This window comes from Thalassospira sp. Z349TD_5, from assembly GCF_056173045.1.
The window spans coordinates 1,286,412-1,313,367 of record NZ_CM149654.1 but is presented as its reverse complement, the minus strand read 5'-3'; the positions used below and the strand labels follow the sequence as shown (position 1 = coordinate 1,313,367).

The 26,956-nt window shown below is 54.1% G+C and carries 20 protein-coding genes; 10 read left to right on the top strand and 10 right to left on the bottom strand.

Features of this window, described 5'->3' with window-relative positions; all coding sequences use genetic code 11:
* Nucleotides 1-141: 141 nt before the first annotated feature.
* Entirely contained in the window at nucleotides 142-558 is a 417-nt protein-coding gene (locus AC0VXT_RS05845; protein WP_475547889.1) for an acyl-CoA thioesterase, read from the top strand.
* On the opposite strand, the gene AC0VXT_RS05840 is transcribed toward AC0VXT_RS05845, so the two are convergent.
* From AC0VXT_RS05840 to AC0VXT_RS05815, 6 genes are all read right to left on the bottom strand, one after another.
* Nucleotides 549-1,613, bottom strand: a complete 1,065-nt coding sequence (locus AC0VXT_RS05840; RefSeq protein WP_475547888.1) for an osmoprotectant NAGGN system M42 family peptidase — start codon at nucleotides 1,611-1,613, stop codon at nucleotides 549-551. The two genes, AC0VXT_RS05845 and AC0VXT_RS05840, sit on opposite strands and share 10 nt — an antisense overlap.
* Nucleotides 1,614-1,656: 43 nt before the next feature.
* On the bottom strand, nucleotides 1,657-2,526 hold the full coding sequence (locus AC0VXT_RS05835) for a FadR/GntR family transcriptional regulator (RefSeq protein WP_475547887.1): 870 nt from the start codon (nucleotides 2,524-2,526) through the stop codon (nucleotides 1,657-1,659).
* Between the two features lie 55 nt (nucleotides 2,527-2,581).
* Nucleotides 2,582-3,583, bottom strand: coding sequence for an ABC transporter ATP-binding protein (locus tag AC0VXT_RS05830; RefSeq protein ID WP_475547886.1), 1,002 nt, complete (start codon nucleotides 3,581-3,583; stop codon nucleotides 2,582-2,584).
* A complete protein-coding gene (locus tag AC0VXT_RS05825; RefSeq protein ID WP_475547885.1) occupies nucleotides 3,576-5,525 on the bottom strand; it encodes a dipeptide/oligopeptide/nickel ABC transporter permease/ATP-binding protein in 1,950 nt (649 codons plus the stop codon). The genes AC0VXT_RS05830 and AC0VXT_RS05825 overlap by 8 nt, the downstream gene beginning before the upstream one ends.
* Entirely contained in the window at nucleotides 5,522-6,469 is a 948-nt protein-coding gene (locus AC0VXT_RS05820) for an ABC transporter permease (RefSeq protein WP_028791526.1), read from the bottom strand. Before AC0VXT_RS05820 ends, AC0VXT_RS05825 begins: the two co-directional genes overlap by 4 nt.
* Before the next feature lie 70 nt (nucleotides 6,470-6,539).
* On the bottom strand, nucleotides 6,540-8,108 hold the full coding sequence (locus AC0VXT_RS05815; RefSeq protein WP_101302442.1) for an ABC transporter substrate-binding protein: 1,569 nt from the start codon (nucleotides 8,106-8,108) through the stop codon (nucleotides 6,540-6,542).
* Nucleotides 8,109-8,348: 240 nt separating this feature from the next.
* On the opposite strand from AC0VXT_RS05815, the gene AC0VXT_RS05810 reads away from it, so the two are divergent.
* The 5 genes from AC0VXT_RS05810 to AC0VXT_RS05790 all read left to right on the top strand — a co-directional run bounded on the left by AC0VXT_RS05810 (nucleotide 8,349) and on the right by AC0VXT_RS05790 (nucleotide 14,532).
* Nucleotides 8,349-9,014, top strand: coding sequence for a DUF1028 domain-containing protein (locus AC0VXT_RS05810; RefSeq protein WP_475547884.1), 666 nt, complete (start codon nucleotides 8,349-8,351; stop codon nucleotides 9,012-9,014).
* 13 nt (nucleotides 9,015-9,027) lie between these two features.
* On the top strand, nucleotides 9,028-10,275 hold the full coding sequence (locus AC0VXT_RS05805) for an allantoate amidohydrolase (RefSeq protein WP_475547883.1): 1,248 nt from the start codon (nucleotides 9,028-9,030) through the stop codon (nucleotides 10,273-10,275).
* 331 nt (nucleotides 10,276-10,606) lie between these two features.
* On the top strand, nucleotides 10,607-11,041 hold the full coding sequence (locus AC0VXT_RS05800) for a universal stress protein (RefSeq protein ID WP_022732168.1): 435 nt from the start codon (nucleotides 10,607-10,609) through the stop codon (nucleotides 11,039-11,041).
* 35 nt (nucleotides 11,042-11,076) lie between these two features.
* Nucleotides 11,077-12,597, top strand: a complete 1,521-nt coding sequence (locus AC0VXT_RS05795) for an alanine/glycine:cation symporter family protein (protein WP_475547882.1) — start codon at nucleotides 11,077-11,079, stop codon at nucleotides 12,595-12,597.
* A 288-nt stretch (nucleotides 12,598-12,885) separates the two neighbouring features.
* On the top strand, nucleotides 12,886-14,532 hold the full coding sequence (locus AC0VXT_RS05790) for a U32 family peptidase C-terminal domain-containing protein (protein ID WP_475547881.1): 1,647 nt from the start codon (nucleotides 12,886-12,888) through the stop codon (nucleotides 14,530-14,532).
* Nucleotides 14,533-14,602: 70 nt separating this feature from the next.
* Here the strand turns inward: AC0VXT_RS05790 and AC0VXT_RS05785 are convergent, their stop codons facing one another.
* The 4 genes from AC0VXT_RS05785 to AC0VXT_RS05770 all read right to left on the bottom strand — a co-directional run bounded on the left by AC0VXT_RS05785 (nucleotide 14,603) and on the right by AC0VXT_RS05770 (nucleotide 19,610).
* Nucleotides 14,603-15,196, bottom strand: coding sequence for a DedA family protein (locus AC0VXT_RS05785; protein WP_475547880.1), 594 nt, complete (start codon nucleotides 15,194-15,196; stop codon nucleotides 14,603-14,605).
* A gap of 142 nt (nucleotides 15,197-15,338) precedes the next feature.
* Nucleotides 15,339-15,752, bottom strand: a complete 414-nt coding sequence (locus AC0VXT_RS05780; protein WP_475547879.1) for a DUF3830 family protein — start codon at nucleotides 15,750-15,752, stop codon at nucleotides 15,339-15,341.
* Nucleotides 15,753-15,850: 98 nt separating this feature from the next.
* Nucleotides 15,851-17,302 (bottom strand): SagB family peptide dehydrogenase, encoded by a 1,452-nt coding sequence (locus AC0VXT_RS05775; protein WP_475547878.1) that lies wholly within the window; start codon nucleotides 17,300-17,302, stop codon nucleotides 15,851-15,853.
* Between the two features lie 10 nt (nucleotides 17,303-17,312).
* Nucleotides 17,313-19,610, bottom strand: coding sequence for a TOMM precursor leader peptide-binding protein (locus AC0VXT_RS05770; protein WP_475547877.1), 2,298 nt, complete (start codon nucleotides 19,608-19,610; stop codon nucleotides 17,313-17,315).
* A gap of 964 nt (nucleotides 19,611-20,574) precedes the next feature.
* Between AC0VXT_RS05770 and AC0VXT_RS05765 the strand changes: the two genes are divergently transcribed.
* From AC0VXT_RS05765 to AC0VXT_RS05750, 4 genes are all read left to right on the top strand, one after another.
* The gene (locus tag AC0VXT_RS05765; RefSeq protein ID WP_475547876.1) at nucleotides 20,575-21,492 is read left to right on the top strand and encodes a GNAT family N-acetyltransferase; all 918 of its coding nucleotides are present in this window, start codon (nucleotides 20,575-20,577) and stop codon (nucleotides 21,490-21,492) included.
* A gap of 537 nt (nucleotides 21,493-22,029) precedes the next feature.
* Nucleotides 22,030-23,163, top strand: coding sequence for a type III PLP-dependent enzyme (locus AC0VXT_RS05760; RefSeq protein WP_475547875.1), 1,134 nt, complete (start codon nucleotides 22,030-22,032; stop codon nucleotides 23,161-23,163).
* 24 nt (nucleotides 23,164-23,187) lie between these two features.
* Entirely contained in the window at nucleotides 23,188-23,694 is a 507-nt protein-coding gene (locus AC0VXT_RS05755; protein WP_475547874.1) for a GNAT family N-acetyltransferase, read from the top strand.
* Between the two features lie 261 nt (nucleotides 23,695-23,955).
* Nucleotides 23,956-26,913 carry a hybrid sensor histidine kinase/response regulator gene (locus tag AC0VXT_RS05750; RefSeq protein ID WP_475547873.1) on the top strand — a complete coding sequence of 986 codons (2,958 nt, stop codon included), beginning with the start codon at nucleotides 23,956-23,958 and terminating at the stop codon, nucleotides 26,911-26,913.
* Nucleotides 26,914-26,956: the final 43 nt, after the last annotated feature.

The following is a 26,956-nucleotide window of genomic DNA, read 5'->3' as shown; positions in this document are numbered from 1 at the left end:
GCGATCTACACCGTTCGTTCCCCACCATAGTCAGCCCGCCCAAGTTGGGTCATCCCGCTGATTTGGCGATATTTTTACTGGCTATCACGCGATCAATTACAGTAACGTCATATTGGTTATGCCCACTTTGGAACGCCTATAATGACACACCATGATGATGCAACGCACACCCCGCCCGACCGGCAACCGTCGGTCCGTGCCGTTGCCATGCCTGCCGACACCAACCCGTCAGGGGATATCTTTGGCGGCTGGCTGATGTCGCAAATGGACCTTGCGGCCGGAACAACGGCCGCCCGACGCGCCAAGGGGCGTACTGCGACCGTGTTTGTCGACAGTATGTCGTTCCTGCGCCCCGTCCATGTCGGGGATGAAGTATCGATTTTTACCGATATTACCCATGTGGGCCGCACGTCACTTCGGATCGATGTCGAAGCCTGGCGTCAAACGCGATTTGAAGAAACGTCCCAGAAAGTCACCGAAGGGGTGTTTACCTTTGTCGCCCTTGACGAACATGGCCAACCCCGCCCGCTTGATCCCAAGGACGACGATCAGGCCTGATCAATCGGCGGGCTTTGCAAATAAGCCATCAGCAATTCCCCCACCGCGACAAAACTGTCGATATGGGCACGTTCATGCCCGTGCGATGCATCCAGCCCAAAACAAATAAGCGATGCTCGTGTGTCGTACCCGGCTTCAAGCGCGGATGCGACGTCACTGCGATAGAATTTAAACACATCGCGGGAATGCTCGATGCCGTTTGTTTCACACAGATCCAGCAAATGACGGTTCAGTTTGCGGTCAAACGGCCCTGACATATCCTTCATCGCAATTGTCACACCAAACTCGCTGGTGTTCTGGCCCGGCGCAAAGGTGCCGTTATCAACCGCGACCAGTTCGGCAATGTCATCGTGCAGGATATGGGGTGCGCCAAGGCCGACTTCCTCGGCAATGGTAAACAGGATATGGCACTCAACCGGCAAGGACGCCTGCCCTTTTACCACGGCGCGCACAGCCGCAAGCACGGCGGCCACCCCGGCCTTGTCATCAAGATGACGTGACACGACAAAGCCGTTGTCGGTAAATTCGGCATTGGTATCAATTGCCACCATATCGCCGACATGAATGCCAAGGGCACGCACGTCATCACCATTGGCAATGCGGGCATCCAGACGCAGTTCAAGCTGTTCCCACGTTACCGGCTGGCTTTCAATTTCGGTGTTATAGGTATGCCCCGATGCCTTGATCGTCAGGATCGTGCCCCGGAACGTCTTGCCGCCATCGGCATAGACCGTCACCCGCGCACCTTCGGCAAAGCGCGACGACCAATGACCGATCATGGTGACTTCCAGCCGGCCATTATCCTTGATCTGTTTGACCATGGCGCCAAGGGTATCAAGATGCACCGCCACCGCCCGATCCGGGCTTTTGCGTGCGCCGGGCAAATCGGCCCGAATGGCACCACGTCGGGTCAGCTCAAACGCAATCCCCATGTCGCGCAATTCATCGCAAACAAATTCCACCGCCCCGTCGGTCATGCCCGTCGGGCTATCAATCGTCAGAAGCTTCGCCAGAACAGCACTCAGATATTGGCGGTCGATATGGGGAGCTGTCATGATAATCGTCCTGAATGGCGTGTTGAGAGAGCATAGAGAAGACTTAGTGTTTGGTGGCGATACCCGAAAGGGCGCGTAATTCCGCACTGGGCGGTAAATCGCGCGGCAGATCAATATTGCCTACGCGCAAGAACCGGTTTTCAACCACTGCTTCCTGTTCTTCCATCAAACGCTGGGCCGCGCACATGTGCTGATAGGTCACCGCACGTGCGGTTTCACCATCCCCGTTGCGCAGGGCTTCGATCAAGCGGAATTGATAATTTCGGCCCGTTTCACGCAATTCGGTGTTGGGTTGATCATAGATTTTTTTGCACACGGTCAAATTCATCAAAAGATCAATCATGAACCGACAGAAAAACGACAACAGCGGATTGGGGCACAGCTCCACCAGCACCAGATGAAATTCAAGTTCCTTGTGGCGTTGACGGCGGGCTTCTTCGATGGATTGCGGGTGGCTTGCGTACCATGTCATGACTTCTTCAAGACGCTGGAAATCCGCCTCGGACAAATGCCCGATACAGGCCGCGGCCATTTCCGGTTCCAGCAGAATGCGCAATTCATAGATATCGCGGATCGAAAGATCCTTGAAAAAGAAGTAATTCGACAAAAGCTCAACCGCGCGTCCCTCCGACACACTGTCGATAAACGCCCCGCCCCCTGGCCCCGTTCGGGTGGTGATGATCCCCTGGGTTTCCATGGATTTCAGCGCTTCGCGCACCGTGCCTTTTGACGCACCAAGAAGGGCGATCAAATCGGCTTCCTGTGGCAATCGCGCACCGGGGCGCAGGCCCTTTTGCGCGATGTAATCTTTCAGCGCATCGGCAATGATATCGGGCCGTTTACGGTCGCGTTTTCGCGGTCGCGTCGTAAGCTCCATATCTTTTAACGGACCCTTGATCGGGTTTTTGGTCATCCTGTTTTCCCTGTCGTGCCCTGAAGGTAATTTATCGGGCACATATTAGTTTATTTTAGGCCGATGTCACCGAATTGAGCGGATGGAAACATGCCGCATCATGATTTTCGAGGCCATAATGCGCATCGGGCACCTTGGCAACGCAATCATCCTGCGCGCGTGGACAGCGCGGGGCAAAGGCACATCCGGGCGGCGGGGCCAATGGGTCAGGCAGTTCGGCACTGGCATCCTCAACCGTCAACCCGCGCTTGCCCGGCACCGGCGCGCTATCAAGCAGCAAACGGGTATAGGGGTGCCGGGGTTTGTCAAACAGCGCACGGCCTTTTGCCTGCTCGACGACGCGCCCGAAATACATCACGGCCACCCGGTCACTAACCGCTTCGACCACGGATAAATCATGGCTGATGAAAACATATGTCAGAGCAAATTTCTTTTTAAGATCGGCCAAAAGGTTCAGCACCTGTGCTTGAACCGACACATCAAGTGCCGAAACCGGTTCATCCAGAACAATGATTTCCGGTTCTGCGGCCAACGCCCGCGCAATGCCGACCCGCTGCGCCTGCCCGCCAGAAAACTCATGCGGATAACGATCCAGAAATTCCGGGCGCAGATTGACCGCATCCATCAATTCCGCCAGTCGTTTGTTCAGATCCTCCCCCGAAAGCCCACGCAGATACCGCAGCGGTGCGGCCAGCGTTTCACGGATCAATTTACGCGGATTAAGCGAACTGATCGGGTCCTGAAACACATATTGAATGCGCCGTGACAACGCATGTCGATCGCGCGCAATCAAATCGTTCATATCCGATCCGGTCAGGGTGATATTGCCCTCTGTCGGGCGATCCAGCCCAACCAGCATCCGGGCCAATGTCGATTTGCCACAGCCAGATTCCCCGACAATGCCAAGGGTTTCACCCTTACGCACCGCGACATCAATGCCGCGCACGGCATAGACGGTTGGCTTTTGTCCGCCAAACAGGGTCCGGCCACCGCCAAAGGTCCGCACCAGATCGCGGGTTTGCAAAACGACGTCAGAAACATGAGACGCATCAGACATCTGCACCCTCCATCGGTTTGATACAGCGCACACCATGACCATTACCAAGATCATCAAAGGCAATTGAGCCAACCCGACATGCGTCCTCGACCCGGTCACAACGATCAGCAAAAGCACATCCGGCAGGCAAATTATTAACCGCAGGCGGCAATCCCGGAATGGCAGACGTCCTTCGGTCGGGTTCGCCCAAACGCGGCACACAATCGATCAACCGCTTGGTATAGGGATGGGCCGGATGATGAAGCACTTGCTCGGTCGTGCCCATTTCAACAATTCGTCCGGCATACATCACCGCCACCCGGTCACAGATTTCCGATACCACGCCAAAATCATGGGTGATGAACAAAACCGACGTGCCGTGATCATTGCGCAGGTTGTTCATCAATTTCAAAATCTGCGCCTGTACCGTCACATCAAGAGCTGTGGTCGGCTCATCGGCAATGATCAGGCGCGGTTCATTGGCCAGCGCCATGGCAATGCCAACCCGTTGACGCATCCCGCCCGACAGTTGATGGGGATAGTTGTCGGCCCGGCTTTGCGGATTGGGAATGCGCACCATGCCAAGTAACTCAACCGCCTTGGCCCACGCATCCTTATAGCTAACAGCATTATGCGCCCGGATGGCTTCGACCAGTTGATCCCCGATGGAAAACAGCGGATGCAGGGTCGATAACGGGTCCTGAAAAACATAGGCCGCCTTACCGCCACGAATGTCGCGCACGTCATCTTCAGACATGCCATAGACATCCTTGCCATCAAACATCACCCGCCCACCAACAATCGTGCCGGGCGGTGATGCCACCAGCCCCAGAAGCGACAATGCCGTCACGGATTTGCCTGAACCAGACTCTCCGACCAGACCAACGCATTCGTTTTTCCCAACATGGAAACTCACCCCGCCGACTGCCTTATAGCTGTCATCGCCCAGAACAAATTCGGTCCGCAATTCATCGACCGCCAGAACCGTGTCATCGGGATAAGTTGTGCCTGCCCCCTCGTCCGTGCGGTCAATGCGGGTTAGCGGTGCCGGACGTGCGAGTGCACCCGATTTCAAACGTGGGTCCAGCACATCGCGAACGCCATCGCCCAACAAATTGATGCTCATCACCAGAACAAAGATCATTGCACCGGGAATGGCCGACAGATGCATCGCGGTTGTGATCAGTTTGCGCCCTTCGCCCAGCATCGACCCAAGGTCGGCCTGCGGGGGCTGTGCGCCCAGACCAAGGAAGCTTAACCCCGCCGTTTCAAGGATCATCCAGCCGACCGTGGTCGAGATCGTAATCACAATCACCGGCATCACATTGGGCAGAATTTCCGTCAGGATGATGCGGATATGTCCCTTGCCCGAAAGTTTGGCCGCGTTGACAAATTCCCGGTGTGCAATCCCGACGGTCACCCCGCGGATGTTACGTGCAAAGAACGGGATGTTGACCACCGCAATCGCATAAAGCGCATTCATCAACCCCGGACCAAGGGCGGCAACAATCGCCAAAGCCAGCAGGATGTAAGGGAACGCCATCAGCATATCAATGCCGCGCATCATGATATTATCGGTACGCCCGCCAAAATAGCCCGAGACAATCCCGATGGCCGAACCAAACAGCGCAGCAACAAGGGACGCCGAAATCCCGACCGCCAGGCTGACCCGCGTGCCCCAAATTAACCGGGACAGCAAATCACGACCCAGATGATCGGTGCCCAGAAAATGCCCGTCGGCAAGGGGCCGCAACAAACGCTGTGCCGGGTCCGTGGCATCCGGATCAGGCAGCGGCAGGATCGGTGTTATAATAACAATTAAAACCACCAGCGCCAAAATCACCGCCCCCATCAAGGCAAGCTGGTTACGCGCCAAAAGCTTGAACGCCGAGGGGCGCGCGGATCGCTTTTTTGCATTGGTATGAGGATTTGAATTTGGGCCTGTCACGGCGGTACTGGTCATGCCTTCACCCTTGGATCAAGCAGATGCTGGATGACATCGGCAAACAGGTTAAACAGAACGTAACTGCCCGCGACCAGAACCACCCCGCCCTGTACCAGCAGGATATCGCGCGTTGAAATCGCATTAACCAGCATGCGGCCAATGCCGGGCCACTGGAACACGGTTTCAATATAGACCGCCCCGCCCAGAACAAAGCCCGCCTGCACCCCGATCACCGGAATGACATTGACCAGTGCCGCCTTGAACGCGTGGCGATAAATCACCCGGTTTTCATCAAGCCCCTTGGCCCGTGCCGTGCGGATGAAATCCTGACGCAGCACTTCAAGCATGTTGGACCGTGTCAGCCGGGCAATAATCCCGGTCGCCACCACGGCCAAGGTGACCGATGGTAAAATCAGATGCCGGATCAAATCAGGCAGATCACCGCCGCCGTAAATGGCGTACATGCCACTGACCGGCAGCCACCGCAATTCAACGGCAAAAAACATCATCAACAACAGACCAAGCCAGAAACTTGGAATGGAAATGCCGATCAAAACCGCAAAGGTCAGTGTTTTGTCGGCCCAACCATATTGACGCACGGCCGAGACAACCCCGGTCAACAGACCAAAGATCGTACATAGAACAAGGGCGGTTCCTGCTAAAATCAGCGTTGCGCCGAAACGTTCAAGAATTTCATCAAGAACCGGACGGTTCAGACTGTAGGATCGCCCAAAATCGCCCTGAACCATATTGGTCAGCCAGATCCAGTATTGTTCGACCATGGATTTGTCCAAACCAAGATCGGCGCGCAATTTCGCGACGTTCTCTGGTGTGGCATAAGATCCAAGGATCGCAAGTGCCGGATCACCGGGGATCAGCGACATAATCAGAAAAACGATCACAGTCAGCCCCAATAAAACCGGGATCATCAGGATCAATCGACGTAAAATATAGACGTGCATGGCGCGGCTCGTCTGAGAAATGCGGGGAAAATTGGCCGGGGCGGTTTTCACCCCGGCCAAAAAGCTCAGGTCAATTCTTTACGACATCATCAAGCAGCAGGAAGAAGGATGGCTGTAATTTGAAACCATCAACCATGGTGCTTGAAACGGCGTTTTGCTTCCAGTTCGCGATAAAGGCCCAAGGGGCATCGTCATAAACGATTTCCTGCATTTCGCGGTACAGCTTGGCCCGTTCAGCCTGATCGGTGGACGAACGCGCAGCTTCAAGAAGCTTGTCGACTTCCGGGTTGGAATAATATCCGGAATTAAACCCGCCCTTGTCGGGCCACGCATCGGTGCGCAGTGCCAGATATGGCAAGGTATCTGGATCATTGGTCATCCAGGCCATTTCCGCCATATCCGCCTTGCCTTCAAGACCCGGGTTCACCTTACCAAGGAAGGTGTTCCATTCGTATGTCTCGATCGCAACGGTCAGACCGATCTGGGCAAGGTCCGCCTGAATGGCCGCCCCCATCGGGATCGGATCAAGCATGCCGGAACCACCTTCGGTGACATAGAAGGTCACTTTCTCACCCTCGGCACCGGCTTCCTTGATCAGCTGTTTTGCCTTTTCGATATCATGGGGATAAGGCTGAAGCTGTTCATTATAGGCCCATGCAAATGCAGGTGGGGTTGGCCCCGTCGCAATTTCGGCTGTGCCCTGAAGGACGTTTTCAACCAGTGCCTTTTTATCAATCGCATAGTTGATCGCCTGACGGACTTTCTTGTCCTTGAACGGGCCTTCTTTCATGTTCAGAATAAGGAACCAAAGATGCGGTCCGGCCTGTTCATAGACACTGAAATTGTCGTCACCCGACAGCTGCGTCAGGCTATCTGGCGGCACTTCGACCATCAGATCAATGCCCCCGGCCATCAGTTCCGCCACACGGGTATTGGCATCCGTGATCGGACGGAACACAACCGCCTCAAGCTTGGCGACATCTTCCCAATAGTCATCATTGCGCACGACAACGACCTTGGCATTGCTTTCCCATTCGGCAAATTTGAACGGGCCTGTGCCCACCGGATGACGACCGTAATCCGCACCAAATTCCTTCACGGCTTCCGGTGAAACGATCAGGCCGGTCGGATAGGCAAGGTTGGACAGAAACGGCGCATAAGGCGCATTAAGCGTAAATTTGACCGTCAGATCGTCCACGACATCGATCGTTTCCACAGCGCTAAAGAAAAACGCCAATGGGAACGGGCCGGTGTCATGTTGGGGATGGTTTTCGTCAAGCATACGGTCGAAATTGTATTTCACCGCTTCGGCATTGAACGGGGTGCCGTCATGGAATGTCACCCCATCGCGCAGCTTGAACGTATACACCGTCCCGTCATCAGAGATCGTCCAGCTTTCCGCCAAGGCAGGCTCAACTTCAAGCGTGCCATCCTTGTAACGGACCAGACCATCATAGACATTCATCAAAATACGAAAATCGTTCACAGCGGTCACAGCCGCCGGATCAAGTGATTTGGGCTCGGCAATCTGACCCACCACCAGAACACCCGGTGGGGTCTGGGCTTCGGCGTGGCCGAACCCGAATGCACAAACCGCGAGGGCGGCTGCTGTCAGCGCCCCTTTAAACAGGCTTTTCATTCAAGCCTCCCTTGTTGAAACCTTCCTGTTACCCCGGTTCAAACCGAACCGACCGACAACGCACCGCTTTTGTGGTGTTCTTTTTTTAACGACGTTTCCCGTTTTCCGAACCCGTTGTCGATGCGTTCGGATGTGACGGTTGCAAAACCTATTTATAATGATAAATTCGAATTCGGCAATTATTTATCATAATAAATTTCCAGACCGCCATCGTGCTAAGCTGGGACACAGGCAGGAAACATGACTTACACAATCGTCGCCAGAGACCCGAAAACCAATGCACTGGGCATTGCCAGTGCAACGGGAAATCTGGCCGTGGGTGGCTTTGTCCCGCATCTAAAACCCGGTATCGGCGTGATTGCGACGCAGGGATTTTCAACCAATTACTGGTACGGGATTAACGGACTAACCTTGCTTGAATCCGGTAAACGGGCCGATTCGGTGCGTGATGAACTGACAAATGCCGATGATGGTCGCCAATGGCGGCAATTGCTGGTGCTTGATGGCAACGGCGAAACGGCGGCCTGGACCGGGGATAAAAACCGCCCTGAAACCACCCATCTTGTTGAACGCGACCTTGTACTGGGCGGTAATATGCTGGCCCATCCCAATGTGCCAAGCGTGATGCGCGACCGTTTCCATGCCATGGCGCAAACATCGCAACGGTTTGATCTATGCCTGCTGGAATCCCTTGTTGCCGGGTTTGATGCTGGTGGGGATGTACGCGGCACAACATCGGCGATGATCAAGGTCGTCTATCCAAATGCCTTGCCGCTTGATCTGCGCGTCGATGATCATACCGATCCAATCGCGGAATTACAGCGCCTTTACGACATGACCCGCGATCCTGAATATCGTACCTTTTTTGACCGACTGCCGACCCCTGACAAGCCCCACCAGTACTAAGGTTCCAATCATTATGCTTGGCCAACTGATCTTTGACCGTCTCGAAGACGCCGCCCGCCACAGCCAACCCGGCCCCGGTGTGACCCGCCTGTTTCTAAGTGACGAACACCGCGCGGTAACCCCGTTGATCCGCGACTGGATGACCAAAGCCGGCCTAACCAGTGAAATTGACGCGGCAGGCAATATCGTTGGCCGCGATGCCAAGGCCCTTTCTGGTGCCCCAACCTTGATCCTTGGATCGCATCAGGACACGGTTGTGTCAGGCGGGAAATATGACGGAATGCTCGGTGTTGCCCTGCCGATTGCGGTGATTGAGCACCTTTTAAAAACCGGCATTGAATTGCCGTTTGGCATCGAAGTTGTTGCCTTTGGCGATGAAGAAGGCACGCGTTTTCAATCCACCCTTGTCGGGTCCCGCGCCCTTGCCGGGACGTTCGATCCCAATGCACTCGATGCCACCGATGATCAGGGCGTCACCGTCGCCGACGCGCTTAAGGCTTTTGGCTGCAATCCCGATGACATCCCCACCCTTAAGCGGGACCGCAACACTGTGCTGGGCTTTGTCGAAGTCCATATCGAACAGGGGCCGGTTCTTGAAAAAATGGACCTACCGGTTGGTGTGGTCACGGCCCTGACCGGGATCGAACGCCATCGCGTACGCATTCAGGGCAAGGCAAGCCATGCCGGAACCACCCCGATGCATGTCCGTCACGATGCGCTGGTTGCCGCCGCCGATGTCATCCATCAGGTCGAAGGCATTTGCAGCGCGACCGAGGGAATGGTCGGTGTGGTTGGCAAAATCGATGTCACGCCAAATGCGGTCAATGTCATTCCCGATCATGTCGATCTGACGATTGAACTGCGCGCACCGGAACGCATCGTACGGGTCAATGGCCGGGGACAGATCCTGTCGGCCCTGCCCAACATTGCGCGCAACCGCCGGGTCGAAATATCAGCCGATCAAACCTATGAGGCAGAAGGTGTTAAATGTGCCGACTGGATCATGAATGGCTTGGGTCAGGCCATTGGCGAACAGGGCATCACCCCCCATCGCCTGTTTAGCGGGGCGGGCCATGATGGACTGGCGATGCATGATCTGTGTGACATCGGCATGCTGTTTGTTCGTTGCCGCGACGGGCTGAGCCATCATCCTGACGAAGCCATCACGCCCGAGGATGCCGATGTCGCAGCAGCCGTATTGATCGACTTCCTGCAAATGGTTGGCCCGATGAAGGGTCTACAGGCCAAGTCATCGATCTAACGCATCCGGTTCTTCTCACTCTTTTTCGATAAACAGACAGTATTTTACGACGCGCCGAGTTCATTTCGGCGCGTTTTATTTTGTTTTGGCCCCGAAAAACCCAATCCCAAGCATATACGAAATACCTTTAAATCAACTTTTTAGCGAAATTATTTCATTTTTATGTATCCTTTGTTTTGTGTCGCCTCAACTGGCGGTGGGGGAATGCATATCGGGGAAACCGTCGTCCTGCCGTCATTGACCATCGCGACAAGGTGCAAAAGAACCGTTTTTGCATTGCGTGCCGTGGGAGAATCTACCTGACAATTTCGTCTCTGATCAGGAGAAGCACATGACCGACCAGCCGATACTCGTAGGCTATGACGGAACTGATGCAGCACAACGTGCCGCAGAATTTGCCGGTCAACGCGCAGCAGCCGTAGGCTGTGCCGTTCATCTGGTTTTTGTTCTTGAGTGGTCCCCATACAGCTTCCTTTCAACAAAGGAACTGGAAGAAAGACATCAACGCCGTACAGAAGAATTGTCGCGCGCCGAGGAAACACTCAAGCCCGCGCTCGACGCTCTTGCCAAACTAAAAGTTCCGGTGACTTCGGAGGTCCGATACGGCCATTCCGGCGAGCTGATCTGTGCGATCGCAAAGGAAAAGAACGCATCGCAGATCATTCTTGGTCGTAAAGGCGGTTCCGCGCTGGGTGCGCGGTTACTGGGCAGTTTGCCGCTGACACTGGTGCAGGCATCGCCTGTTCCGGTCACGGTCGTTCCATAAGGCGATCACCTTAAAAGATAAACCGGAGAAACTTCATGTTCTGGAAAAAGACAGCCGCGGCAAGCGCCGTTGCTATGATGTCGACCCTTCTGCCGCATGTCGCCACCGCGCAGGAAGCCAGTTTCGACGAACAAATCAACCAAGCCATCGCCCCCATTTCAAATGTGATCGCCGGGACCATATTTTATTCGATCCCGGTTGCCGGCACCGCCTTCCCACTGATTGTCGGATGGCTGGTAATTGCGGCCACCATTTTCACCCTGTATTTCGGGTTTGTGCAGTTCCGCAAATTCGGCCACGCCATATCACTGGTCAAGGGGGACTATTCCCACCCCGAAGACGCTGGTGAAGTATCGCACTTTCAGGCCCTTGCCACCGCCCTTTCGGGCACGGTTGGCCTTGGCAATATCGCAGGTGTGGCCGTCGCCGTTTCCATCGGCGGTCCGGGCGCGACATTCTGGATGATCCTTGCCGGGTTGCTGGGCATGGCATCCAAATTCACCGAATGTACGCTTGGCGTGAAATACCGTAACGAATACCCCGATGGCCGGGTGTCGGGGGGCCCGATGTATTACCTGTCCAAGGGGCTCGCCGAACAGGGTAGACCGGGACTTGGCAAGGTATTGGCCATTCTGTTTTCGGTGTGCTGTATCGGCGGTGCGATTGGTGGCGGCAACATGTTCCAGGCCAATCAGGCGTTTCAGCAGGTTGTCAATGTCACCGGGGGCGAAAACAGTTTCCTGGCCGGATCGGGCTGGTTATTTGGTCTTGTCATGGCAATCATTGTTGGCGTTGTCATTATTGGCGGTATTAAATCCATCGCCAAGGTCACGGAAAAAATCGTGCCCTTGATGGCGATCATTTATGTCACTGCGGGCATGATCATTATCATCAGCAACATCAGCATGGTCGGCGATGCCTTCGCACAAATCTTCGTCGGGGCCTTTACCGGTGCCGGGGTTGCGGGTGGTGTTGTTGGCGCGCTTATTCAGGGCTTTAAACGTGCCGCGTTTTCCAACGAAGCGGGCATTGGTTCTGCTGCCATTGCCCACGCGGCCGTGCGGACAAAAGAACCCATCACCGAGGGCTACGTCTCCCTGCTTGAACCGTTCATTGATACGGTGGTGATCTGCACCATGACCGCCCTTGTGATTACCATCAGCGGCGAGTTGAATTCCGGTTTGACCGGGGTTGAACTGACCTCGGCGGCATTTGCATCGGCCTTTACATGGTTCCCGTTGATCCTGGCACTGGCGGTTGTGCTGTTTGCCTTTTCAACCATGCTGTCATGGTCCTATTACGGGCTTAAAGGCTGGACCTATCTTGTTGGTGAGGGCAAAGGCAAGGAGATCGTTTTCAAGCTGTTCTTCTGTCTCTGTGTCATCGTCGGGGCATCCATGAGCCTTGGTCCGGTGATTGATTTCTCGGACTCCATGATCTTTGCCATGGCCATCCCCAACATCATTGGCCTGTACTTCCTGATGTCGGTGGTGCGCGGCGAGGTCACTCAATATTGGGACAAGATTGAAAGCGGCGAAATCAAGAAGGTCAAATAAGCACCTTTTGACGATATAAACCCATGCGTAGCACCCCCGCACATTCTGCGGGGGTGCTTTGCGTTCTACTTTGGACTTTATGCGCCACGCCGCAAACCGCCCTGCGTCGGCGTCGGCGTCATGGCTGCCGATCATCCGCCCACCTATGCAAGGGCGGGAAAATATGCGATTTTAATCGGCAATAAGGCTGCTTCGTGATATGAAGCGCCCCACTCGATGAGAGACGCCTGATAAGAGATCAGGCACAGAGATTTCCCGCAGACGATCAATAGAAAAGACCCGCACGTGATGAGTACTCAATCGCACCGTTCCGAATTGCTGATGCCCGCAGGCTCGCTCGAAAAGCTGAAAGTCGCCGTGCTTTATGGCGCAGATGCTGTTTACATGGGCACGCCGGACCTGTCATTGCGGGTCAAAAGCCAGATGTCACTTGAAGATGTGGTTGAGGGCATCGGATTTGCCCATGAACATGGCGTTCGCGTTTATCTGACGCTGAACCTGTTTTCGCACAACAAGGACATCGACAAGCTGCCGGAATATGTCGATACCGTGCGCAAGGTCAAACCAGACGGGTTGATCGTGGCCGATCCGGGCGTGTTTATGTTTGTCCGTGAACATGCGCCGGAACTTGATTTGCACGTATCCACACAGGCCAATGTCTGTTCGTGGCAGTCGGTCAAATTCTGGCAAAGCATCGGCGCCAAACTTGTCGTGCTCGGCCGTGAGGTTTCCTATGAGGAACTGACCGAAATCCGTGCCAAATGTCAGGACATCAAAATCGAGGCCTTTGTGCATGGTTCGATGTGCATGACCTATTCCGGGCGCTGCTTGCTGTCGAACTTCATGTCCGAACGCGGCGCCAATCAGGGGGCATGTGCCAATTCATGCCGCTGGAAATACAAAGTCCACATGAAGCTTAAGGACGGCACGGTCAAGGAACTCAACCTGACCGAAGAAAACCTTGAGATGTTTGATTTCTTCCTTGAAGAAGAAATGCGTCCGGGTGAGTTGATGGAAATTCAGGAAGACGAGCGCGGGTCCTACATCCTTAATTCCCGCGATCTGTGCATCATGCCGAAGCTTGAAGATTACCTGAAAATCGGGGTCGACAGCCTCAAGGTTGAAGGCCGTGGCAAAAGTGCCTATTACGCGGGCCTGGTCGCGCGCGCATACCGCATGGCGATTGATGACTGGTACGAAGATCCGGAAAACTGGTCGGCTGAAACCTATATGAAGGAACTGTTGACCATCCCGAACCGGGGCTATACGCTGGCGTTCCACGATGGCCGTCTGACCAACTATGCGCATGGCTATGACACATCTGGCAATGTCTCGGACTGGGAATTTGCCGGGCAGATCGAGGCCGTCGAAGACGATGCCTTTATCATGTCGGTCAAAAACCGCATGCTGGCTGGCGACGTGATTGAAATCGTCCCGCCACGCGGGCGTAAAACCGTTTTCATCCGCATGTATGAATTCATCGATGCCAAAACCGGCAAGGTCGGCGAAGCCGTGCATGCTGGCAACAAGCCGCTGGTACGCATTCCATTTGATCTGATGGAGCTTGAAGACCGCGAATATCTGCGCACCGCCTTCCCGCCGATGACCATCATCCGCAAGGAAAAGGCGCTGACCGAAGACGAGTGGCAGCGCATGAAACTTGACCAAGAAGGTCACAAGATCGAAATGGGCAAAGGCAATGAAGAACGCTATGACTCCAAACGCGAAGCGCTTCAGACCGCCCTTGATGACCGCCAGAAAGACCGTTCGTTCCGCACCCCGCGCGTTGGCACCAAAGGGTGCTGTGGCCGGGGTTGTAATGGTTGCCTGATCTTCTGGCACGATGACAGCTATGCCAAGGCACGCGAGGTCCTTGCCAAACGCAAACAGGGTGAGATGTTGGAGCGTGACGGCAAGACGATTGCCGCGGAATAAGCACAAGCTTTACCTTGCTCCTCAAATACAAACGGCAGCATTCAAAGCGGATGCTGCCGTTTTCTTTTGCCTATTCCGTGGCTTTCAAGGCTCGTTCTTCAAGCTTGTCAATCCGGCGCAGCGCCAGCCAGCCCACTGCGACAAAGACCAACAACAAGATCGGCCCCAGCAGCATCAGGTTATGTTCGAGAAGTTCAGACATACTCGCCCCCAAGCTATACCCAAGGGCGACGTAAATCCCGATCCAAAGCAGAAGGGATAGGGTGCTAAACGGCAAGAAACGGATTAGCGACATCGAACTCATGCCAACCGGCAACATCCCAATCATGCGGACGGTGTTGGGATAACGACATAAAAGGATATAGGCGACGCCATAATGTTCAAACAGGCGCATGGTCTTACCCATCCAACCGGCAAAGGACTTTGGCATTTTGGCAACGATCACCTCGCCATAGCGCCGCCCCAGTCCAAAGCGCAACATGTCCCCGGCAAAACCACCAGCAATCATCGCGGTCAATGACGACACCAAAAGCAGGCTTTCCGATGCGACCAGAATGCCGACGAACACAGGTAAAATGCTGCTTTTGCTGACGCAATAGGTAAAAATCAGGATATAGACCAGATCCTGATGATCCTGAATCCACAGATTAATCGTTTCTATCACGTCGAACTCGCCTGCTTGATAAAGGGGTGTCGCGTTCTAAAGCACAGCCATCCATTAGACCAGTGTGCCACATCACACCTGGGACAAGACCAACGCCCAAGATCAACAAACCAGACAGACTGACGGGATCATTGGCCAAGCTTCACGCCAATTCAAACGTGATCGGCTGGGCCCCTTCCCACAGCGTCATTTTACCAAGCTTTTCAAGGTCACCCAGATTGCTGGTGACGGTGATAAAATGGTTGCCGGCAAGCTGGCCCATTTTTGATGCGAAATGCACCCCGCCATACGCCAGCAGGATTTCGGTTTCGCTGATCCCGCCAGGATACAGGATAATCTGGCCCGGCGCCGGATAGCTGGTGTGGTTTTCATAGCCCACCCCAAACTGATAATCACCCAACGGCATCCACACCCCTTCGCCAGACCAGCGAACGTGCACTGCCTTGCTTTCAAACGGCATGCGCTCAACGAACGCCTTGCAGGTATCCGGTGCTTTTTCGGTTTCGAGAACCCCGTCAAAGGTAAAGGGTCCGGCGGTGATTTTAATCTTGGTCATCTCAAATCCATTTAAATAAACAGCGTTTCCGGGCGGTCAATGCAGGCCCAATTTTCGGGACCGATAATGGCAAAGCAGCATCATTGCGAAAAGCGTTGTTATTGCAACGGCCCGTTTTGGCCATCTGTTGTCATCTTCACCTGACGGCCATTGAGGACAAATTCGCCAATTGCCGCTTCTTCATCCTCGGCAAGGCCGGTGGCAAGCGAAAACAAGGTGGAATCCCCGCTGCCCGTCGCACAGGGCGAAAGCCCCATATCCTCGGCCACCAGATAAAATGCTTCCATGGCCACCCCCGCATGCAACATCGACAGGCGATAAGCCAACCCTTGGTACTTCCAGGCCAGCCGCAACAGCCGGGACGCCATAACAATTACGCAGTCAGGTGAGGTGCCAACGATCCCCATGCCCGCCGATGCGCCCGATAAAATGGCCTGAACATAGGATGGTTTGGCAGGCAGCACATAAAGCGCATGTTCGCCGCCATGATAATGATACAGCCCCGGCGCCAAACCGTCGCAGCGATGCACCGCAACATAGAATTCCAGTTCATGGATCGCCCCACCCGCAGGGATCGGCCGTTTGAGCAATTCCTGCCCGCCGCCTGATATCTGGTCGCGGACCGATACTGTCCGCCACAAAAACACGCCCAGGTCGGCAAGTGTCAGGGGGAAATCGCCGGGATTGCGTAGGGAATGCCGGGTTTCCATCACGCTGTTTAGCGAACGCGATCGCGGTGTCTCTTCGCCGTCACGCAAACGGGGCAAGGCGATTTTATGTTCCGACATTGCCGGTTTTTGCGCGGGCGGCGACGCAACACGGCCTTTCAAACGAAAAGACATACCAATGGTATGCCCACCAAGAAAACCCCGTGACCCGGCGTGAAACACCCGGTCATGAAATTCCCACGCCTGACGGGACGGTGTATCGGTTTCACCCGTTTCCAGAAACCCCGAACACCACAGGAAATGCCAGAAGGCCTGATGCAACGAAGGTATTTCTGACGAAGCCCCGACGGCTGGTCCGGAAAATGCCACCGGCAGCAAATCCTGCCCGCTGCTGGTAAACCGTAACACCGCATGATGTTCCGGATTTTCCAGAAGTGTCGCATCCCCATCACGCCGCATAAAGGCAAAGCGCGACAAAACCGCCCCTTCGGGCACCGGCCCCGACCCGAACTGAGGATAAAACCGACGGGATAGAGGATCAAGGAGACATAAGGGGTCGTCTGCCGTGCCAAACCACCAGCGCACCATGTCGTTCTGCGTCAGGCGGCGCAACACGGCATTCGTGGTTTTGGCAGCATCTTCGTCTGATAGGTTGGGATTAACCGATGCCACCGCCTGACGCAAATCCGGCAGGGACATGCCCGACGTACCAGACATGCGTCTGATCAGGTCGGCCACCCCGGCATCGCCCCATGGCAAATCCCTTTTTCCCCCGCCCTGAAAATGCACCGTCAACATCACACGTTTGTCGTCAAACGATATTGCCGAAATCATCGGCGACAGCATCATCCCCAAAAACGGGCCAGACGGTGGAAGTGTCATGACAAAAGCCTTAAATGAAAAAGTTAACAGGGTTAAGTTCGGCTTCATTTAAGGGCCGGGCAAGGTTCCCCATGCGCACCGGCGCCTCGGTCAAACGCCCAGCCGCGCGGCGGTTCCAGAAATGGCGCAATCCGGGCACAACAACCCGCACACAATTAAGCGGCAAATCCTTGCGGCTGTAATCAACCACAATAAAATCATGCCCCGCCTGCGCGACCCGATCAACGCCATAGCGCACCGCCTGATCGATACTGTCAAACTGATGGGCGGGCATCTCATCAGCCGTGATCATGCCATCGGGTTTCAAATAGGGATGATCATCCAGACTGGCCTGATCAAGCCATCGCCACAGCGCGTCATCTACTATGTGATTTGCACTGCGTTCCGTTTCCGGGGATTGATCGAACAATATAATCTGATGAATTTCGGTAAGCGCACGCAAGGCGGCGATCCGTCCATCAATATGTGCGCCAAAACCGGTCAGGATGCGCCGACCGTCAAAGGTGGCCGAGACCGCTACCACCACCGGAATCCCAAGATCGGTGGTGATATCAAGCAACCAGATATCACGTCCCAAGCTGCGATAATAATCCTGCACCTGCGCGACATAGGTATCATCAAGCCCGTCAAACGCAACCTGAGCAACGCGCAGGCGGTTATACCACCAGATCGCCACCGCATCACGCTCGACCACCTCAAGGAACCCTTGCAGGATGGCTTCTTCGATGCTGCCGCCTGTCGCACAGCCATTGGAATCCGCCCAACAGAATTTATGATCGCCCGGCACAAGACCATCGGGATATTGATAAAAACAAAACCGGCTGGGCAACCAGCGCTCCGCATCATCGCGCAGCGACCATGCCGGGCTCCAGTCAACCAGTGCGGTCTCGTCAAACGGTTCAGCAATGCGGCCCATCATGCCAATCGTTTTGTTCAATTCAATCCGGTTTTCGTACTGAAAGTCGCTATATTGCAACAAATCACGGGGATGCGGGGCACTTGCGCCCAGATCGCGCCAGATTGCCTGTCGGCGGGGCTCACTGCCCACCCATTGCGCGCCATATCGCTCGACCGCCTCGGCCAGACAGCTGATTTTTGCCTGCTTTGCACTTAATCCTTTGCCTGCTGCCCCGCCCGCGCGGCCAAGGGTACGGTTCTGGCGCGGATCAATCGCACTCCTGTTCCCTTGGGACGCGCTGTAAACGTGCAACCCGTCGCCAAGGGTAACCGGACTTATATAGGCGACAATTCCGGTAATCGGGCTGACGATCGGTTCTAACCGTGCCAATGCTTGCTCGGGCGAAAGGGCGCGCCAACCACTGTCGGCACCATCGAAATTTTTAACCGGTGACAATCGGATCGGCACGGCATCGACCGGATCGTTTGGCCCATCAGGCCCCGCGTTCCGCCCATGCTCCTGTGCGCTATCTTGTGAAGGGCAATCGTCAAACAACGGCACCATGTGCGCCGCATTTTGGCCGTCAACAATGCCCCAGGTCATAAGGCGCTGTTCGATCTGCTGCGACTGACCAAGGGCAAATCGGGTCAGTTCCAGCGTTGCCTGACCGCATGCAATTGCCAAAGTCGCCGGTGTCCATGCCTTTGCCGAGCGAACACCGGTCATGGTCGGGGTCAGCACATGCTCCCCCGGTCGATGTTCCGCCAACCGCCGCGCCAAACAGAAATAACAATTATGATCGCCACTATGGCTGCCCATTACCGGGCCGAACCATGCCGACATGCCGCCCGGTTTAAACGGAATCCACAGGGCTTTGCGCTGTGCTGCCGAGCGGGCGAATTCGCCAAGGGCAGGTTGAAGATAATCTTCGACCAGTACAATCGAAACATGGGAATTTTTATAATCGCTGATGCAAAAACCCGCGGCCATCAACATTGCGGTCAGTTGGGATGCCTGTGCGGATCCAGCCGGACCATCCTTGCCCAACGCCACTACTGCCACCCGGTATTGCGCCAAATGGGTTTCGCAATCGACCGGTGGCAGGTTCTGCGCACTCCAGAATGCAGACCGCGCACTATCAGCCCATGGTTCGACCGGGACGACATATCGCTTGGCCAGCATGGTATCGATCAGAGCATTAAGCTCGTCAGCGGGGGCGCGTCCGGCAAGCTGTTCAAGGATTTGCGCACGGGTAAACCGACCATCCAGCAAGGGTATGACCAGCACATACCCCATCCCAGACAACCGGAAACTTTGATCCTCGGACAATAACATAAACTGGTCATCCCTCATGCGATGCACATTGAAATGCGGTGCGATGGCCAGATAATGATTGCTATTTTGTCCCATAAACCGGCCTTTACCGGTTTGTGTACCGGCCCCCTCTTTTTTGACGGGCTGCGCCACGTCTTGTGTTGTTTGTTATGCCCATACAGAGCACCGGTTAATTTTCCGAAATCATGATCACCCGGACATTGCATCATTTTCATTCATCGAGTAAGGTCATGCAACAAAAAGTCTTGAGAGTTCAATAAGCTAAAGTAAAGTTTCTTAAAATTTTACGGCACGCGGGCAGTCCTTTTTCAAGGATTTCCGCTTTGAATTTTTGGATGCGTCATGGGAAATGTCCTGTCAACGCGATACGCCATCAGGAGCAGCAGGGATTATGACACAGAACAATATGATCAGGGCGGGTCACTTGCCGCCGCCGGTTTTTTCTCGTTTTAGCGACGACGAAACCATTCAGCTTTCCACCAGTCTCCCAACACCGCTATTGTCGCGCATTAGCGATGTTGATGCTCTTGCAGTACTATCCGGACCTGTGCCAAATCCGAACACCATGTGCTTCGGTGTAAATATCACGGATGAGCAACTGACAGCGGCACCTAACGGCCGTCCGATGCCAAATTGTTCCTGCTTTATCAATGCAGATGAAGAACTGACTGTATCCACCGCACCGGTAAGTCCTTGCCAATGCTGGGTTGGACAGAGCACAAAACTGGCACCGATTCCGTTGTATTGCTCCTTTAGCAGTGACGAAGAACTTTCTGCCAGTGGCCCTCAGCCACAGCCTGGCAGATGCGTCCCTACATGTTATATCAGCGAAAATTAGAACCTGTCGGCTCTCCCGGGTATTAATCCCGACATGTGCAGGCAATCTCAGCTTTGCCAATTCTGATGTCAACAGAATAAAAATCATCTAACAGGAGCGCGGTTGCTAATTGGGTTTGGCAGTCGCGCTTTTTTATCCTCAAAATGTACCACAACATTCCACCGCACGTTCCTTACCCGGCATTTAAGAAAGACACGTTTCATGACCACGATCCAGCCCGTAGCCTGCCAGGTTGTCGAATATGATCCGGCTTGCATGCAAGACGTACTGATCGAACTGGTCGCGGGATGGGGTGGGAATGATCCGGCATCGCATTACTATGAGTTTTGGCAATCGGTGATTGCAGCGCCGCATAAAAGCATGGAAGTCGTTTTGCTGGCCGTAAAGGATGATCAGGCAAAGGGCGTCGCATTTGCCAACTGGCGTCCCTACCGCGATGAGAATACACGGACTGTCGTTTATCTTGTCCCCAAAGACTGCCAGAAACAAGGTATCGGTGCGGCCCTGAAAAACGGGATGGATGTCGCCTTTCGCAAACGCGGACTGACCCATCAGGTCGCCATGCTCGATGAAACATCCATTGCCGTGGCCGGTTTTTTTGAAAAAACCGGCTTTGTCGCCGAAGACGATATGGTGAAGCTTGCATGGGACGGCGATGATTATTCTTATAAAGAAGTCCTCGGCCTGTCTCTTCATCTCTATGATGCCAGCTGTCTTGATGACAAGATCGATGACGAACTGGCCGCGTTTTACAATCGTGCCTATGCCAATGAAGGATTAGGGACCCAGTTTACCGGGGCTGAAATCCGGCGCCTGATTGCCGATGAAAATGTCTGGATGATGTATGCCCGCGACGATAAAAGCGGTCAGATCGCAGCCTATACTGAAGGCACCAATACGCCATTTTTTTCCGGCATCGCGGTCCTGCGGCCTTGGTGGGGCACTGGACTTGCCCAATGGATCGGTGGCCACACGATGGATCTGTACCGCGAACGAGGGTTTGACGCGTTATGGTGTGTCGCCCGACGCAGCAACGCCGCCTCGATCCGGTTGCAAAAAAGCATGGGGTGGCATGTTGTCGGTCCCCGCCCAAATTATATTGCAGCGGTCCCCGACTGACAGACACCCGCACCGCCACCAAACGCGCTTGATTGGATCGTGCGATATGCACAAATTGCAATGCCCCATACCAAAATGCATTGGGTTGCCAACTCAAAACCTAAAACACAGCCATTCGCGCCATTTTTTGCGCCGCAACATCACTTCTTCGACGATCCTGCGATTGTTTCATGACAAATCGGGTGAAAATTTCACTTGCTTGGAAAAAGCAATGGGCGTAAATCGCGACTTGCCCAAAGTCGCACGTGCCTGCGGTGGTCTTACTTCAAGAACCCTGTAGGACTTACTTAAAGCAACGACGGTGTAGGGCTTTTTTGGTCTCAGGTGGTTGTCCAAATCCACCGACACTAAAGAGGCACACCATCATTGCCCACGTGCGGACGGGGAACTCCCATCCATAGCGAGGCAGACTTCGCAAGTTTCGGTAGGCACCGGAACCTTATTCAGCCTGCAGGTAGTCCGCGTCACGCGCCTCCACCGCGCCAAAACGCATCAGGTGCCGCAAGCTGCCATAACGTGGAATGGGAGAACGCCCCAATGGCAACGCAGCGTATTATTGATTTTCTTGCCCAGAACCGACCAGAAGGCCCGTGCCTTGTTGTCGATCTTGACGTAGTTCAGCGCAACTACGAAACCTTTACCCGCGCCCTGCCCGATAGCCGCATTTTTTATGCGGTTAAGGCCAACCCGGCACCGGAAGTCCTCAGCCTGCTGGCTGATCTTGGCAGCAACTTTGACACTGCCTCTGTCGTCGAAATTGAAATGGCGATGGCTGCTGGTGCGACGTCTGAACGCATTTCATTTGGCAATACGATTAAAAAAGAACGCGACATTGCGCGCGCTTTTGAACTTGGCGTGCGCCTGTTTGCGGTTGATTGCGTCGAAGAAGTCGAAAAAATTGCCCGTGTCGCCCCGACGGCACGCGTATTTTGCCGCATCCTGACCGACGGCGAAGGTGCTGAATGGCCGCTGTCGCGCAAATTTGGTTGCGCACCATCCATGGCGCTTGAGGTTCTTGAGCATGCCCATCACATGGGTCTGGATGCGTACGGCGTATCGTTCCATGTCGGATCGCAGCAATGCAACCTTGATGCATGGGATACCGCCCTTTCCGAAGCCTCCGCGATCTTCCGCACCTTGGCTGATAAGGGCATTGTCCTTCGAATGGTCAATATGGGTGGGGGTTTCCCGACCCGGTATTTGCGTGACGTTCCAAAAACCGAGGCTTATGGCGCGGCAATTGTTGATGCGCTTCACACCCATTTTGGCAATCACATGCCAGAAACCATCATTGAACCGGGCCGTGGCATGGTTGGTGACGCGGGCGTGATCAAAGCCGAAGTGGTGCTGGTTTCGCGCAAACATGCCGATGATCCGGTGCGCTGGGTGTATCTCGACATTGGTAAATTTGGCGGTTTGGCTGAAACCATGGACGAAGCCATCCGCTATCCGATCACGACCATCCATGATGGTGGCGATGTTGCTCCGTGTGTCTTGGCTGGCCCGACCTGTGATTCGGCCGACGTGCTTTATGAAAAGAAACCTTATGACCTTCCGATTGCTTTGACGATTGGCGATGAGGTTCTGATCGAGGCCACCGGTGCGTACACCACCACCTATGCGTCCGTGGCGTTCAACGGCTTTGCGCCGTTGGCCTCCTATATCATCTGACCCCTTTTTGGGAACGATAGGACAATGATCACGATTGATCGCGAAGGGCAGTTTGATCACGTCGAACGTGAAATCCTGCTCGACCGCGTCATGGGACAGGCCCGGTTTATCAAATCGTCCGAAGTGCTGCGCCGGAACCGGCGCCCGGCAGACGGTCTGGCCTTTGTTGCCTTTGATGGCAACCACATGATCGGCACCGTCCGGTTGTGGAATGTTGATGCTGGCAACGGCGGTTCTGCGCTGTTGCTGGGTCCGCTTGCGGTTGAAAAAGTCTATAACGGATCTGGTGTCGGCGCGGGCTTGATGTATGCCGCACTCAATGCCGCCCAGTCGGCTGGCCATCGGTCGGTTCTTTTGGTTGGCGACCCGGACTATTATGCCCGCTTTGGCTTTACCGCCAATCCCGCCAATGGGCTTTTGATGCCGGGACATTTCGATCGCCATCGCTTCCTTGGCATCAATCTGGGCAATAGCGACTGCCTGAGTGGATCACAAGGCATGCTGGTTGCCACAGGGACGTCCACACACTAACCATGCTTAGACAAGCCCCGCAGCAGACGTAGCGGGGCTTTTTTCGTCCCCGCCCCATCAATCGGGTTGAAATCGATATCGAGAAAGAACATAGATTGTTATGAATGATCCACGACGACATGAAACTTGTCAAAAGATCGTGGATGCGAAAATATACCTATTTCGCATTGTAGGCTGCCAAATAAGACACAACCTGTAATGCATTGATCTTAAATCTAAGGTCGGCACCGTCCCATAAACATGAATAGCCTGGAAGTCTGAATGCTTGAAGATCTGAAACAGACAATCTTTCGCCGCAACAGCCTTCCAGTGACGCTGGCAGCATGCGCTATTACCCTGCTTGTTCTGGGCTTAAACTATTATGTACATGTCCCATTGGCCGAAAATGCCGAACAAAGGGAACTGAGGTCGCTTTCGACCCTTCTGGACGGGTATGCACGCCAGGTTGAAGAGCAGATGATCGGGGTGGAAACCACATTAACCGCCCTTGGAAGCATGGCGAATGACGAGCGCTATTCCCCGCGTGAGAAACATCTGCTGCTGAAACAAGCTGCCGATGCATTGGACATCGTGCGTGTCTTTGGCATCACGGATGCCAATGGGCATATCATTCATTCATCCCGTAATTTTCCAGCGCCAGATTTAGATCTTTCACACCGTGATTACATCCAATATTTCCTCGATGGCGGGAAAGGTCAACGGGTTCTAACGGGTCCGGTCAAAAACCTTGTTGACGGAAGGTGGCAGATTTCCCTCGCGCGGGCCATTCGTGATGAATCCGGCACGTTAGCCGGAATAATTACGACTGTCATTGATCCAGGCACGATGATTGATCGCATCGCGCAATCATCCATTGATGCGGATTACGTCACGTTACTGGATCAGAATTTCAATCTTGTCGCCCGCAAACCGACCAAGGACGACATGATCGGCAAATCGATGGGCAATGCCGAAATCTATACAGACGCCGCCAATGCCCCCGATAACGCAGTAGCCGACATCTACGCCAATGTCTTTACCGGACAGGTTCGGTTTGGCGTCGCTGAAAGGGTCTTCCACGATACGCTGGTCATATCGACGTCACGGCCATACGGCTATGCGATGCAGTACTGGAAAGTGTTCTCATCGGGTACGACAATTGCCTCGATTATTGTTCTTGTCTTTATGATTGCCATTCTGTTGTTTATCAGCCTGCGTGCATTTGCCGCTCAGAAACATAACGAAGAACTGAAGTCGATAAACGCCGAGCTTGAAATCGCGCGCGGAGATGCCGAAAAACTGGCCAGCATCAAGGATGACTTCTTGGCCAATATGAGCCACGAAATCAGAACACCAATGAATGCTATTTTCGGTCTGACGCAGTTGCTAAAGCGTACACCTTTAGAACAACAACAACGCGAATATGTAAGACAAATCGGACTGTCTGGGCGGTTCTTGCTTGGTGTTATCGATGAAATTTTGACGTTCTCAAAGATTGAGGCAAATGAACTCGTTCTTGATAAAGAACCATTTGTTTTGTCTGATATCATCGACAATGTCGGATCGATCATGTCCATGGCGGTCAATGACAAACAAATCGAAGCCATTATTGATGTATCCCCGGACGTGCCAAAATCAATCATCGGGGATGCTCACCGGTTACAACAAATATTGGTGAACCTGATCAGCAACGCGATCAAGTTTACGGAATCAGGCTCGGTCAAACTTGACGTTCACACAGAAATGTCCCCCAAAACCGGTGAACGCATTTGCTTCCTTGTTTCTGACACCGGCATCGGAATCCCGGCGGCACAGCAACAGATTATTTTCGATCCCTTCACCCAGGCCGATGCCTCTACCACAAGGAAATTCGGGGGGACCGGGCTCGGACTTGCCATTTCCAGCCGCCTGGCATTGGCAATGGGCGGCGAGATTCAGTTGTCCAGCCGCCCGGGCAAGGGCTCGCTCTTTACATTGAAAATACCCTTTACGGTCGATCATTCTCGTAGTGATCAACCTCTCCCGATTGCCCGGGACAACAACTTGCGCGTCCTGATCGTTGATGATCACGAACAAACCCGCAAGGCACTGCACACAATTGCGCAATCACTGTTTATCAGTGCCGATACTGCACCAAACGGCCCCGCCGCAATCGATATGTTGCTCGCTGCGGATCAGCCGTACGATATCTTGATGATCGACTGGCAAATGCCCGAACTTGATGGTCTTGAAACCATCACGCAGCTTGAGGACAAACAACTCAAAAAAATGCCTACTGTCATTATGGTCACAGCTTACGAGCGCGAACTGCTATCGCAGGTTCCTGCAGCTCAGGGCATCGAATTATTGACCAAACCCGTCACAGGCTCATCCTTCCTCAATGCCATATCTTCCATATCGGATGCCAGCGTGGTTATCCATCCAAACTCTCACAATATTACCGACCTTCTTGCCGACAATACGCTAAGCGGATACCACATCCTTCTGGCCGAGGATAACGCAGTAAATCAGCAGGTCGCGGTCGAACTTCTGACGTCTCTGGGTGCGGATGTCAGTCTGGCGGAAAATGGCATCGAGGCGATTGATGCGATAGAAAAAGAACATTTCGACATTGTCCTTATGGATATACAAATGCCCGAAATGACGGGTCTTGAAGCAACCCGCCACATTCGATCCGCCCACCCGAATTTGGCCATTCCAATTATTGCGCTAACAGCAGGTGTTCTTGAGAACGAACAACAAAAATGCCGCGAAGCCGGCATGAATGACTTCATTGGAAAGCCATTCGACTTCGAAGTTGTGGTTGGCAAAATCGTTCAACATCTGCCAAAGCCCGACACCACAAACAATACGGCCCAGAAGTCATCTTCAGATACCCCTGTGCCCTCTTCCTCGACTCCTCCGGCCACACCGATCCACGATCCAGACAAGGCAATCGAACTGGTCGCCGGGAACAGAGACCTCTACGTTCGCCTAAGCAAACTTTTCAGGCCACAGGCCGAAGAGTGCCAAAAACAAATCCAGACTGCATTGGCAGAACACAATGCAAAAGCCTTGTTTGAGCAATTCCACACGATGAAGGGGTCGGCGGCTCAAATTGCCGCCTCACGGATTTCGGAAATTTCCGGAAAGCTGGAACAGCTTGCCGCAAACGAAGACCTTGAAGCAATCAGCGCCTTGATGCCGGAATTCGATCAGGTTCTTGCCCGCACGCTTGAGGAACTTGATGCAATCGAATGACCACCACTTTCACGCGCCAATAAAACCGCATCATCACATGGGG